A 12,383-nucleotide genomic window follows, 5' to 3' on the forward strand; every position below is an offset into this window, starting at 1 on the left:
GATCAGGCGCCTACGCCCGGATAGTTCGGGCTCTCGCGGGTAATCGTTACGTCATGGGCATGGCTCTCGCGAAGGCCGGCGCCGGAGATGCGCACGAAGGTCGCGCGTTCCTGGAACTCCTTGATATCCTTGCCGCCGACATAACCCATCGCTGCCCTGAGGCCGCCTGTGAGCTGGTGCAGGACGCCGGAGACCGGACCCTTATAAGGAACCTGGCCTTCGATGCCCTCCGGCACGAGCTTCAGCGTGTCTCGGACTTCAGCCTGGAAGTAGCGGTCTGCCGAGCCGCGCGCCATGGCGCCGACCGATCCCATGCCGCGATAGGCTTTGAAGGAGCGGCCCTGATAGAGATAGACTTCGCCCGGGCTTTCATCGGTACCGGCGAGCAGCGAGCCGATCATGACGGCAGAAGCGCCGCAAGCCATCGCCTTGGCAAGGTCGCCCGAGAACTTGATGCCGCCGTCGGCTATGACCGGAATATCCTGAGCGCGCGCGGCCTCGACAGCCGACATGATGGCGGCGAGTTGCGGCACGCCGACACCGGCGACAATGCGCGTCGTGCAAATCGAGCCTGGGCCGATGCCGACCTTGACGGCGTCGGCCCCGGCATCGATCAGTGCCTTAGTGCCGTCCGAGGTCGCGACGTTGCCGGCCATGATGCGAACCGAGTTGGACAGCTTCTTGACGCGGGTGACGGCATCGAGAACGCGCTGCGAATGGCCGTGCGCAGTATCGACGACGAGCAGATCGACACCGGCTTCGATCAGGCGTTCGGCACGCTCGAAGCCATCATCGCCGACGCTGATGGCGGCGGCAGCGCGAAGACGGCCCTGCGCATCCTTGGAAGCGTTCGGGTTCAGCTGCGACTTTTCGATATCCTTGACGGTGATGAGGCCAACGCAGCGGCCTTCCGGATCGACGACCAGCAGCTTTTCGATGCGGTGTGAATGCAGCAGGCGCTTGGCCTCCTGCTGATCGACATTCTCCTTGACCGTGACGAGGTTATCCCGCGTCATCAGCTCGTGGACCTTCTGGGCCGGATCGGAGGCAAAACGGACGTCGCGGTTGGTCAGGATGCCCACGAGGCGGCCCGACTTCTCAACGACCGGAATGCCGGAAATACCGTGCGTCTTCATCAGAGACAGCGCTTCGGCAAGCGTCGCATCCGGGCCGATCGTCACCGGATTGATGACCATGCCGCTTTCGAACTTCTTGACTTGCCGAACCTGCTCAGCCTGCTCGATCGGAGTCAGATTGCGATGAATGACGCCGAGGCCGCCGGCCTGCGCCATGGCGATCGCCAATCGGCTTTCGGTGACGGTATCCATTGCGGAGGAGAGGATCGGGATGTTCAGGTCGAAATCGGTCGCGATGCGCGTTGCGATGTTCGTCTGACCGGGCATGACCTCGGAGTGACCGGGCTGCAAGAGCACGTCGTCGAAGGTGAGCGCGTCCGCTCCAGTTGCCGTTTCTATGATGCGAGCCATGGCCAATTTCCTTCAATTAAGAAAAATGCGACCCACCCGGAACGAATCGTCCGCACCGGCGGTGTGCAAGGGTTGCTTTGGAAGTTGGCGAGGGCTCGTAACACGTCTATGACAGGAAGGGAATAGCAAAACGCCCGGCGCATGCACCGGGCGCGTAATGGCAGCCATGCGCCTGGATCAGATGTCGAACTGGTAGGTCTTCGGCACAAAACGGTAGCCCGTTCTTAAATAGCCGGCCGAAAATGCCTGCAGCAAAAAGCTTGGCCGCTTCATTGCCATATATCCGTTCGCCAATAACGGCGGTGGTCGCGCCGCGCGGGGCCCTCTGGCTCTCCGTCCGGGATTCCTGCTGCGGCGGCGGCCCGAAACTATGTCGATTTTGAAAGGAAAAGTTGCCGGGAACCGCCGTCTCACGCACACGTGATGCAAACCTTTAACTCCCGCAGTTTCAGGGATTGGCAGAGGCAGCAACTGGGACTACACAGCACGGGCTCGCGAGCCATCCTCCCAAGAGTCGCCCAGGGCTTTTGCCTATGAACCGCATTGTTCCGCTGATCCTCGCCGTCGCGCTCTTCATGGAGCAGATGGATTCCACCGTCATTTCGACCGCGCTGCCCGCAATCGCCAGCGACCTTCATGTCGGGCCGATTACGCTGAAACTGGCGCTGACTTCCTACATGGTATCGCTTGCCGTTTTCATTCCAGTCAGCGGCTGGATGGCGGACAGGTTCGGTGCCAAGCGCATCTTCCGGCTTGCGATCTGCGTCTTCGTCATAGGCTCGATCTTCTGTGCAGTATCTTCCAATCTGGTCGAGTTCGTCTTCGCCCGCTTCCTGCAAGGCATGGGCGGCGCGATGATGACGCCGGTCGGCCGGCTTGTTCTCCTGCGCACCACCCAGCGGAGCGAACTGGTTTCGGCCATGGCGTTGCTGACGATTCCCGCCCTTGTCGGTCCGCTCGCAGGTCCGCCGCTCGGCGGCTTCATCACCACTTATTTCAGCTGGCACTGGATCTTCCTGATCAATGTGCCGGTCGGAATCATCGGCGTCTGGCTTGCAACAATCTTTCTGCCGGAGGTTGAAGCAACCATGCCGCCGAAACTGGACTTCACCGGTTTCATACTGACCTCGCTTTCCGCCGCGGGTGTCGTTTTCGGCCTCTCGGTGGTAAGCCTTCCGGCGCTGCCGCCGGCCATCGGTGTCACATCCACTTTGACCGGCTTCCTTTGCGGTTATCTTTATGTGCGTCACGCCAAGCGTCACCCAGCCCCTATCCTGAACCTGAATCTCTTCCGCAATCCGACCTTCCGCACTGCGACGACGGGCGGCAACCTGTTCCGCATCTGCGTCGGCGCCATGCCGTTCCTGACGCCGCTGATGCTGCAGCTCGGCTTTGGCCTGACACCGTTCCAGTCCGGCCTCATCACCTTTTCCGGCGCTATCGGCGCGATCACCACCAAATTCATGGCGCGGCGTGTTTTCGCCGCCACCGGCTTTCGCACGACGCTTCTTTCGGCAGCCGCGGTCACAACGATCGTCACAATCACGACAGGCTTCTTCACACCCGCAACGCCGCATCTCGTCATCATCACGGTGTTGCTCATCGGCGGCTTCTCGCGATCGTTCATGTTCACCGGCGTGAACGCGCTGGCCTTTGCGGACATTGAGGATCGAGAAGCAAGCCAGGCCACATCGATGAGCTCTGTTATGCAGCAGATCAGCCTCGCGCTCGGCGTTGCCGTGGCGGCGGCGATCCTCGAGACATCCATCTATTTTCGCGGCGAGGCACTGCAGGTCGCCGACTTCCATCTGGCCTTCTACGTCATCGCCGGACTGACGGTCGTGGCGATGATCCCCTTCATCCGGATGGACAGGGATGCAGGGGCGCTGGTTTCGGGCCATCGTGCCAAGCGGATCGGCCCGGCCATCGAGACCGAGCAACAAGCGGTGAAATAAGCCCTGCTATTCCGGCTTTTCGCAGACGGCGGCAAGCTTGTTGCCCTCGGGATCGCGAATATAGGCGGCGTAGAAATTCGCATGATAGGAGCGCAAGCCAGGCTTGCCGTCATCAGCACCGCCTGCCGCGAGTGCCGCCGCGTAGAACGCATCGACATCAGCGCGCGTTTCAGCGCTGAGCGCGATCATCGAACCGTTGCCGGCGGCGGCACGGCGGCGGTTGAACGGCGTGACAATCCAGAGGCGCGAGCGAGTGTCGCCATCGGCGGAGTAGCCGATCTCCTCGTCAGAGAGACGCTGAAGCTTGTAACCGAGCACCGGCAGAACGGCGTCATAGAAGCGCCGGGCGCGCTCGATGTCATTGGTTCCGAGAGTGACGTAGAGTAGCATCCGATCGTGGCATTCCAATCCTGCAAGCCGCCATCATCGCCACAGACGAAGCCAAAGATCAAGCGTCCGCAGCGTCCGTGACCGGCTTGCGGCCTTTGAAGCCCTTCGCCAGCAGGAACATCTCGACCGACTCGGCACGCGAGGAAGCCGGTTTGACGTGCACCACCTGACGGAAATGCTGCTTCAGCATGTTGAGCAATTCGCGCTCCGTGCCGCCCTGAAAGGTCTTGGCGAGGAAATGTCCGCCTTCGCCCAGAACGTCGACGGCAAAATGCGCGGCAACTTCGCAGAGATGCATCGTCCGCAGATGGTCCGTACGGTGGTGGCCGGTCGTGGGGGCCGCCATGTCGGACATCACCAGATCCGGCGTACCGCCGACCGCTTCCATCAGTTTCGTCGGCGCGTCCGGATCGAGAAAGTCGAGCTGCAGGATCTTCACGCCGGGAAGCGGCGCCATCTCCAGAAAGTCGATGGCCGCGACGCGGGTATCCTCGTCGGTCGAGCCCGTCACCTTTGCGGCGATCTGCGACCAGCTGCCCGGTGCGGCGCCAAGGTCGATGATGCGGCGCGCGCCTTTGAGGATATTGTGCTTCTCGTCGATCTCCAGAAGCTTGAAGGCAGCCCGCGCCCGGTAGCCCTCAAGCTGCGCCCGCTGTACGTAGGGATCATTGATATGGCGCTGCAGCCATTGCCGCGAAGAGGCCTTGAGCTTCTTCTTCTTGACGCGCTGGCCGAGCTTGCGGCCAGTGCGGTTGCCCGCGATCGGTGCCTTGGTCATTCTGTCCCTACCTTGCGCGCTGGCCGCGGCGGTTTCGATGGCGCCGCCAGACGCCGTCGTCCGCCATCATGTCGGTCAAGAGGCCTTCTCTCAAGCCGCGGTCGGCGACGCGCATGCGCGGGCTCGGCCAGCGGCGCCGGATCGCCTCCAGAATGGCACAGCCGGCGAGCACCAGGTCAGCGCGGTCCGGCCCGATGCAGGGATTGGCGGCGCGGCTCTCGAAATCCCACGAGAGAAGCTTCGCCTGCATGGCTGAAACCTCGTCATCCGAAAGCCAGATGCCATCCACCTTGCGGCGGTCGTAGCGCGGCAGGTCGAGGTGAACGCCCGCCAGCGTCGTCACCGTGCCGGACGTGCCGATCAGGTGAAAATCGCCGGAATGTGCGACCTCGATCTCCGGGCAGTCGAACCGCGCAAGCATGCCCCCCACCTCCGATACCATGCTCTCGAAGCTCTCCGGCGTCACATGCTGCCCGCCGTGGCGCTCGGAAAGCGTAACGACGCCGACCGGCAGCGAGGTCCAGTGAGTGATGTGATTGGCAAGGCGGCTGAACCGATTCTCGCCGATACGGATGACCGCGATTTCCGAGGAGCCGCCGCCGATATCGAAAAGCACGACGGAACGCGTTTCGCGGCCGACCAGTGACGAGCAGCCGGATACGGCAAGGCGGGCTTCCGTTTCGCGGTCGATGATCTCGAGTTCGAGGCCGGTTTCGGCAACGACGCGATCGAGGAAAATGGCGCCGTTTGCGGCCTGACGGCAGGCTTCGGTGGCGATCAGTCGCATGCGGCGGATCTCGCGGCTTTTCAGCTTTCCGGCGCAGACGCGCAGCGCATCGACGGCGCGGTCCATCGCCTCGTTGGAAAGGCGGCCACTCGCGGCAAGCCCCTCGCCGAGGCGCACGATGCGCGAAAAAGCGTCGACGACGCGGAACTGACCCGGCCGCGTGGGCTGGGCAATCAGCAGGCGGCAGTTGTTCGTGCCGAGGTCGAGCGCGGCATAAAGTTCGTCGGGCCAGGGATGCTCGGCGGCGTGATCGCGGCGCTCGCGTTCAGGCGGCCGGCCGCCGCGATTGAAGCCATCGTTTCGAGGGTCGGAATGCCCATTGGCCTTTGCGATCGTTGCGGCTCGTGCAATGGCAGGATCCCTGGCAATGGCGCCAGGCAGGGCAGCGATCCCCGGCTGGCCGACGGGCTTGCCAGGCGCCAGCGGACGGCCCTGCAGGCCGCGCTTTCCACGATGCTTGCGCCGGTTGCGGCGGCTGGATGAAGCGTCGCCATCCGCCTGCGCGGCCGAAGCCGGCTTTTCATGCTGCTGGATTGCTGAGGATGCGCCGTCATGCCGCTGGCCGCCGTTACCGCGGCGGCGTCGTTTGCGCTTGCGGGCCGGGTTCCCGGCTGCAGCTTCCATCGGGCGCGCTGCCTCTCCGGATGTCTCGGAGGGGGCCTGCGAAGCGGCATTGGGCGCGTTGCGGGACTGACCGCCCCGTTTGCCCTTCCGGCGCCGGGATTTCTTGCCGTCCCTGCGCACCGCCGCTGACGCCCCGTCAAATTGCGGCTTTGCGCCGCCTTCGGGGTCTTCCACGTTCGTTTTCCACGCGCCGCGCAAGTCCATGACGGTATGCAGCAGGCGCTCATTAGATTTTTGCGTTGCCGCGAGAATACCAGCGCGATGCAAAATCGCCAAATTCTTTTTGGATTCAAAAATCGAGACCTGCTTAACCTCACCCGATTAGGGTGCAGAAATTTTTCCAAACAGTATTTGCATTCCTCCGGCTTTTGTTTATAAGCGCCGCACACCAGCGGAGCCGCTTTGCCGGCCGCGCCCTGCTGGGGAATAGTTCAATGGTAGAACAGCGGACTCTGACTCCGTCGATCTTGGTTCGAATCCAGGTTCCCCAGCCAATTCTCCCTAAAAGCCCTTAATTCCTTGATTTTCCAGTCGTGCCGGATATCGTTTTGGCATCACTGGCGACCTGATGCCCAGAACTGTAGCCCACATGTGATGCCCACGTCGATCGAGCGCGATGGACAAGCTCTCGGGAGAAGACAGGGCACTCATCATGGCCGTGCGTCACGAGGTCGAGAATCTGACCCGCCGCGGTTCTGGGCCAAAAAGATAATGTATCGCGTGGAACCTGCTGAAAGACTGGCGGGCTGAAGCAAAAAGGAAGCAACGCGGTAGCAACCTCGTCCGGTCTATCTGCCGCAATCTATGTCCTTGTAGAGTAGGTATTCTGCTTCACTGAACCGGATGTCCGAATTGTCGAAGCAGAAGCGCTTGGGCACGATCCTAAAAAGATACCGCTTCCCGCATGACGCCGGGACATCCACCGAATACAATCGAGCTACGTTGGACGGCACGGGATCTGTCCATTTTTTGTGCCCGACGAAGGAAGCGTCTTCCAAGAGCGTCGCCGATCCCGAGCGGCCGACGCCTCCTGCCGCAGCGACGAAGCCCATTCCTTTCGCCTCGTCGATCGTTGGATATTCCTGCTGAGCCGGTGGTCCGCGGTCCAGCGGCACGTCCGTCGTCGCGAATGCCACGTTGAAACGTACGTCGTCGCGGGCTGGCACGTAGCCGTAGCCGTTCAGGTACTTCCAGGAAATGCGCAGGATCTTTTGCGAACCACTCGCAGCGGCGGGGTCAGAGCGGACGTCGGCCGAAAAGTCCGCTGGCACGAAGGTGTCGCTGCCGCCGCCCGGGGGCGGGCACTGGGTGAACAACGGCCTGTATCCACATTCGCTTCCCCCGAGGCCCCAAGCGCATTGGCTGAGACGCAACCATTCCTCGTCGTTGAGTGCTCGCACGCCTTTCCATAGGTTGCCACCATGCTCAGGTGTCATCCATGGGCTGATCCTGCCCGCTCCAAAGGCGGAGGCCCATTCGGTCCTGTGGTTCTGCACGAGCCCGAGGGCTACCTTTTGTGCGAAGAGGGCCGCGTTCTGCATCACCGTCGCGCTCGCGATGACAGGCGTCTTCCCAGTGGCGTCGGCGGCGAAACGGCGCCCTGACTCCAGCGTCGTAAGGCTGTGGCAGTCCGAGCACGGATGCCCGTCGATCAAGAAGGACCTGGCGTCAAGCAGCGTGCCGGCATGGACGGCCGCGTATCCCGAACCAATCACGCGAAACGGCAGGTCCTGCCTCGAGACGCGGCCCGGAAGGAAGTTACCCATGCTGAACACGGCGCGCGGATCGTGCCTGCTCTCGAAATAGCCGACCCTCGCCTGCTGCATGTGCGGATCGATGACGGTGGGTTTCTTGTTGTCATGACAGAGCACGCAATCGACCTTGGCACTGCCGTCGTATAGCTCTTCAGCAGCGCGCCGCCCGGCAGCGTCTCCGTAGGATGTCCCGCCGGGTGGGGGGAAGCGGTCCCTCCAGTCGAAGACGGAGCGGTCCTTCCGGCCGTCGAGGAATGCGATTTCACCCGTGACGTCGTTGAACCCGATCGCGCTGTAGCGGGAGAACCGTGGATCCGTCTCCGTCCAGTAGGAATCCGCCTCGATTTCCAGGCTCTCGGACGATTTCCGGCATAGGAACAGCCACTGCACATGGTTGCGCGTGATCCGGCCGACCCGCGAGTTCATTGCACAGAAAGTCACGTCCCCGGCGAGCGAAGGCTTGTCGCAGCGGTCGACGACAGTCGTCCACTTCACCAGGCGTCCTTCGACGTCACGGTGCGCAAATTCGAGCGGAGCGCCTGCCTTGGAGGGATTTGGTTCCAGCCTTACAGCGTTTCCGTCAACCTCGAGACCGACCGGTCTGGAGTTCGGCCCCGTGCAGACGCCGTCCGGTATGGGGCCGAACACCGATCTGGCCTCGTCGCCGAATTTGGTCACCGGATCGGTGCTCGCCGTCGCCGGAGCCCACAACACGTCGCCGTTCCACCGAAGAAGAAGGTCGTACGACGACACGGTTTGCGTAACGGCTGTTGCGGCTTTTGGGTCAGGAGCTGAGAAGGGTCCCGCTTCCTCGAGGGGCCTAGCGTGCAGTTCCCGAAGAGCGCGGATCTCCCAGCCAACGGGCAGAAAAACAGCGACCGCAATCGCCGCGGCAAGATGGACGAGGCGCCCCACGTTTCCTTCCCTCATTTGCCGCCGGCACAGATGATCAACGCGCGCTGGCCTGAATCCCGGACTGGGAGGGAGCGACCTTGAGGATAACGAACTTCATCAAATCGCCGTCCTTTGTGATCGTTGCGTATAGCCTGGCCGTGTAGTCGAGTTGTGCCGCGCTGACCCCGATCGTCTCAATGGTCACCTGGACCGTCATAGCAACCTCGAAGGTGCTGCCGTCCCTCTTCCCAATCAGGATGCTGCTCAGCACCCGGGTGGCGCTGGAGTTCGAAGCGGCGAGGTTGGCGAACATCTTCTGGAATTCGTTTGCCAGCGACCCTGCCGAAACGGCAAGCACGGCATTCACATTGCCCGGGTCGCAGTGGAAGTACTGCCCCGTGTCTACGAACAAAGCGGCCAGCCCGTTGAAATCGCGGTTGTCCATCGTCCATGCATATTGGCTGAGCAGGTCTATCACGTCGCGCCGCTCCTCCGGCGTGGGCGCGACTAATGACCCGCCGCGGTAGTCCCTCCAGGGCATCTGGCTTGCCCCGGGGCATTCGTTGGCCGCGAATGCAGGCGAGGCCGCAAGCAGCGAGAGAAGGGCTACAGCCCCGTAAAACGTAAATGCTTTCACGTTGACCCCCTCTGTGCTGCCCGCCGCAGGTCCGGCCCGTTCCCTACGCCATTCCATAACCATGCACTACCAACGGACCGCACCAAACGTTCTCGCAGCACTGCAAGTATACGCGGCCACACCATGCGGCCGCGCCTAGAATAAACTCAAGTTGTTGAATGACATCGGTTAGGAGAGTAGCTTGAACTGAAGAAATGCGCAAGTTGAGTTGCAGCTCTGTTTCAACTGGGTGGGTCCGGCGATGAACGACGTCACCTCATGGCCGAGATCGGGTTGCCGCATTTGGCGGACAAATTCGTCGATGCGCAGATCGACTTCAACACGCTCGCGCTGCTTTCTGATCAGGATCTGCGCGAACTCTGCGTCCCCATAGGCCCCCGCCGCAAGCTGCTTGCAGCGATTGCTGCGCTCGGCAGTTCGGCGCGGCAGCCCGGGGGTGATCGGACTCCAGTCGAACGGCGGCAGTTAACGATCCTGGTGGGAGACATGGTCGGCTCGACGACCCTGAGGACTTCAGCCAGCTCACGCAGACATTCCTTTCGCGCTGCAGCGGGCTTGCAAGGTCGCACGGGGGCTTCGTTTCCAACTATGTCGGTGACGCGCTGCAGGTCCTGTTCGGCTTCCCTGCGGCGGAGGAGAACGACGGCGAGCGCGCGATACACTTGGCGCTCGACATCGTGGCGACCGTTCCACAGATAGAGACGCCGGACGGTTTGCGCCTTGGCGTGAGGATTGGGGTCGCAAGCGGTCTGGTCGTCGTCGGCGATATTGAGGGTGCGCCTGCCGGGATTTCAACGGTGGCGTTCGGGTATGTCCCGAATCTCGCGCACCGACTTCAGGCGATAGCCGTACCGAACGGCATCTATGTCGACGAGAACACCTACCAAACAACGGCGGGCGCCTTCGAGTACGCCGATGTCGGCGGGAAGACCCTGAAGGGCTTTAGCGGTCCCATTCACATCTGTCGCGCCCTCAAGCCGATTGCGAGGCAATACCGCTTTGCGGGGGAACTCCAATCGACGCCGCTGGTGGGGAGGAAGAGCGAGTTGCAGGCAGTCGGGACCCTCTGGGACGCCGTGCGAGCTGACGGCAACGGGCGGATCGCATTGATAAGCGGCGAGGCGGGGATCAGTAAATCGCGCCTGCTCTACGAGGTTGGAAGAAGCTTTCCCGGATAGAAGGCGCTCGTTGCGCAGTGCGCCCCCGCCTTCACCAACAGCGCGCTCTTTCCGTTCTTGAGACTGCTCAAGCAGGAGGTTGGCATTACGGAGGACACGCCGCTGCCGTCTGAGAGGCTGCGGGCCGCTCTGTCGGCCAGCACCGTCCCCTTGTCGATCTCGTATCCGATCTTCACACGGTTTCTGGCGGTTGAACCGGATTACGAGCCGTCCAGGCTCGCCGCGTCCGAACAGGAGGCCGCGATCAGCCAAGTGTTTTCGGACTGGCTTCGGCAATTGGCGAGCGCCAGGCCCCTGATGTTCTTTGTGGAGGACGAACAATGGATCGACCCTTCCTCCGGCAAGCTCCTCCAGACGCTCGCCTACGGCGTCGCGCAGTTTCCGGTGCTCCTCCTGGTGACCTCGCGCGAAAGCCGGACGAGGGCCGAGTTCGACAAAGCCGTCACTGTGCACCTTGCTCTCGAGCGGTTCTCCCGGGGGAGGCTGGCGAGTTCGTCCAGCATGTCGTCGAAGGGGGCCATCTGTCTTCCGGCGTCGTCTCGACGCTTCTCAGCAAAGCCGAAGGTGTTCCCCCCTATCTCGAGGAACTAGCCCAGTCGGCCCTTATGCTTGCTGCCCATTCGTCCGACCCGTCCGAGACGAAGGCGGAGAGCGACGTAGCCGTCCCCATCTCACTCCAGTCCGCGCTCATGTCTCGTCTGGATAAGCTCGGCGCGGTCAAGGCGGTCGCGCAGACTGCGGCTGTGATCGGCCGGGAATTCGACCTGAAGACGCTCGCTCATGTCGTCGGTCTCTCGAGCGAGGTCTACGCGCCATACGGATACATGACCGACGAAGGCAGCGACGCGTACCGGAACGTCATGCGACTTAGCGAGGCTACCCGAGATCCGGAGGCGGCAATCCGGGCACTGGATGGCCTGTTCGGCACTTCGTTCAACTCCGCCCGGTTCTCGGACGCGGAATGGGCGAGCAACCAGCTCAAGGAGATTGGCCGCAGGGATAGCAATATTAAAGCTCTTGTACTCGGACTGCAGTTCGGGGGCATGTGCGCTTTCGCGCGCGGCAGGTTTCCGCAGGCACGAGAGGTATTGCTGGAGGCTCTCGAGCACCGCGAGCATGCCCATGAGGTCGGAAGTGACTTTCCAAGCATGTCGATGCTCTATCTCTCGTGGACGCTGCAAATACTTGGGGAGGCCGACACGGCCATGGAATTGTTCCACGCGGCTGAAATGGAGACCCGCGGGCAAGCGGACTACCGCCTCGCTGCGTATCTGGGCAACGGCTGCATACTGATGTCTCTTCGCCAGGATGTAGCGACGCTCGCGAGGCTGGTGGACGAACTCGTGCCACTCGCGACACGCAACGGATTTCAGCTTTGGCTCAACTTCGCTTCGTTTTTTTCCGGGTGGGTCAAGGCCGCAAGCAGCCAGGACTCCTCCTGCCTCGCACAGATGAAGCAGATCTGCGATAACATGGGCGATCAGGAGGTCGATAAGACATGCTATCTGGGCGTGCTTACCGATAGCTACCTTCGAATGGGACGGATTGACGAGGCGACAGCCGCCCTTGACCAGGGGCTGAAGCTCGCAGGGCGTACCGGTGAGCACTACTACATGCCCGAGCTGCTTCGCTTAAGAGGAGAACTGCTGAGGCAGACGGATCGGCCCGCTGCGGCCAAGAGATCGTTTGAGGAGGCGATCTCTTTCGCACGCGATCAAGGGGCCAAGGCATGGGAGGCGAGAGCCAAGCCGTCACTTGATTTGCTTTCATCTGATCCACCGCAAAGATAGAGGATGCAAGATCGGGGTACGGTGTGCCCGTACTGCCGCTGACCGACCACTTGACGATCGGCCGCCCTTCGTGGGTCCTGCCGACGACGATGTGGGTAGCGCGCCGCGG

Annotated in this window: 9 protein-coding genes, 1 tRNA gene and 2 pseudogenes; 6 read left to right on the forward strand and 6 right to left on the reverse strand. The window is 62.1% G+C overall.

Annotated features, from left to right (window positions below; genetic code table 11):
* Positions 1 to 2: 2 nt before the first annotated feature.
* A complete protein-coding gene (gene guaB / locus BLP23_RS03400; protein ID WP_092583541.1) occupies positions 3 to 1,487 on the reverse strand; it encodes an IMP dehydrogenase in 1,485 nt (494 codons plus the stop codon).
* 533 nt (positions 1,488 to 2,020) lie between these two features.
* Here guaB and BLP23_RS03405 point away from each other — a divergent pair.
* On the forward strand, positions 2,021 to 3,442 hold the full coding sequence (locus BLP23_RS03405) for a DHA2 family efflux MFS transporter permease subunit (RefSeq protein WP_092583542.1): 1,422 nt from the start codon (positions 2,021 to 2,023) through the stop codon (positions 3,440 to 3,442).
* 6 nt (positions 3,443 to 3,448) lie between these two features.
* Here BLP23_RS03405 and BLP23_RS03410 read toward each other — a convergent pair whose 3' ends face one another.
* From BLP23_RS03410 to BLP23_RS03420, 3 genes are read right to left on the reverse strand one after another with little or no spacing between them, the layout of a single operon-like run.
* Complete coding sequence (locus BLP23_RS03410) at positions 3,449 to 3,832, reverse strand: VOC family protein (RefSeq protein WP_092583543.1); 384 nt, start codon at positions 3,830 to 3,832, stop codon at positions 3,449 to 3,451.
* Positions 3,833 to 3,890: 58 nt separating this feature from the next.
* Positions 3,891 to 4,610 carry an RlmE family RNA methyltransferase gene (locus tag BLP23_RS03415; RefSeq protein ID WP_092583544.1) on the reverse strand — a complete coding sequence of 240 codons (720 nt, stop codon included), beginning with the start codon at positions 4,608 to 4,610 and terminating at the stop codon, positions 3,891 to 3,893.
* 7 nt (positions 4,611 to 4,617) lie between these two features.
* Entirely contained in the window at positions 4,618 to 6,195 is a 1,578-nt protein-coding gene (locus tag BLP23_RS03420) for a Ppx/GppA phosphatase family protein (protein ID WP_092584253.1), read from the reverse strand.
* A gap of 246 nt (positions 6,196 to 6,441) precedes the next feature.
* Between BLP23_RS03420 and BLP23_RS03425 the strand changes: the two genes are divergently transcribed.
* Positions 6,442 to 6,515: transfer RNA gene (locus tag BLP23_RS03425), tRNA-Gln, on the forward strand.
* Between the two features lie 294 nt (positions 6,516 to 6,809).
* Here BLP23_RS03425 and BLP23_RS03430 read toward each other — a convergent pair.
* Both BLP23_RS03430 and BLP23_RS03435 read right to left on the reverse strand, forming a co-directional pair.
* Positions 6,810 to 8,690 (reverse strand): hypothetical protein, encoded by a 1,881-nt coding sequence (locus tag BLP23_RS03430; RefSeq protein WP_092583545.1) that lies wholly within the window; start codon positions 8,688 to 8,690, stop codon positions 6,810 to 6,812.
* Positions 8,691 to 8,724: 34 nt separating this feature from the next.
* Positions 8,725 to 9,306 (reverse strand): hypothetical protein, encoded by a 582-nt coding sequence (locus BLP23_RS03435; protein ID WP_092584254.1) that lies wholly within the window; start codon positions 9,304 to 9,306, stop codon positions 8,725 to 8,727.
* Between the two features lie 258 nt (positions 9,307 to 9,564).
* On the opposite strand from BLP23_RS03435, the pseudogene BLP23_RS34240 reads away from it, so the two are divergent.
* From BLP23_RS34240 to BLP23_RS34255, 4 genes and pseudogenes are all read left to right on the forward strand, one after another.
* Positions 9,565 to 9,657: pseudogene (locus tag BLP23_RS34240) on the forward strand (hypothetical protein); the annotation flags it as partial.
* Between the two features lie 215 nt (positions 9,658 to 9,872).
* Positions 9,873 to 10,484: pseudogene (locus tag BLP23_RS34245) on the forward strand (adenylate/guanylate cyclase domain-containing protein); the annotation flags it as partial.
* A 57-nt stretch (positions 10,485 to 10,541) separates the two neighbouring features.
* Entirely contained in the window at positions 10,542 to 11,075 is a 534-nt protein-coding gene (locus BLP23_RS34250) for a hypothetical protein (protein WP_233426617.1), read from the forward strand.
* Between the two features lie 233 nt (positions 11,076 to 11,308).
* Complete coding sequence (locus tag BLP23_RS34255) at positions 11,309 to 12,274, forward strand: hypothetical protein (RefSeq protein WP_233426618.1); 966 nt, start codon at positions 11,309 to 11,311, stop codon at positions 12,272 to 12,274.
* The last annotated feature ends 109 nt before the right edge of the window (positions 12,275 to 12,383 follow it).

Source organism: Rhizobium mongolense subsp. loessense (assembly GCF_900099775.1).
GTDB classification, from domain to species: Bacteria; Pseudomonadota; Alphaproteobacteria; order Rhizobiales; family Rhizobiaceae; genus Rhizobium; species Rhizobium loessense.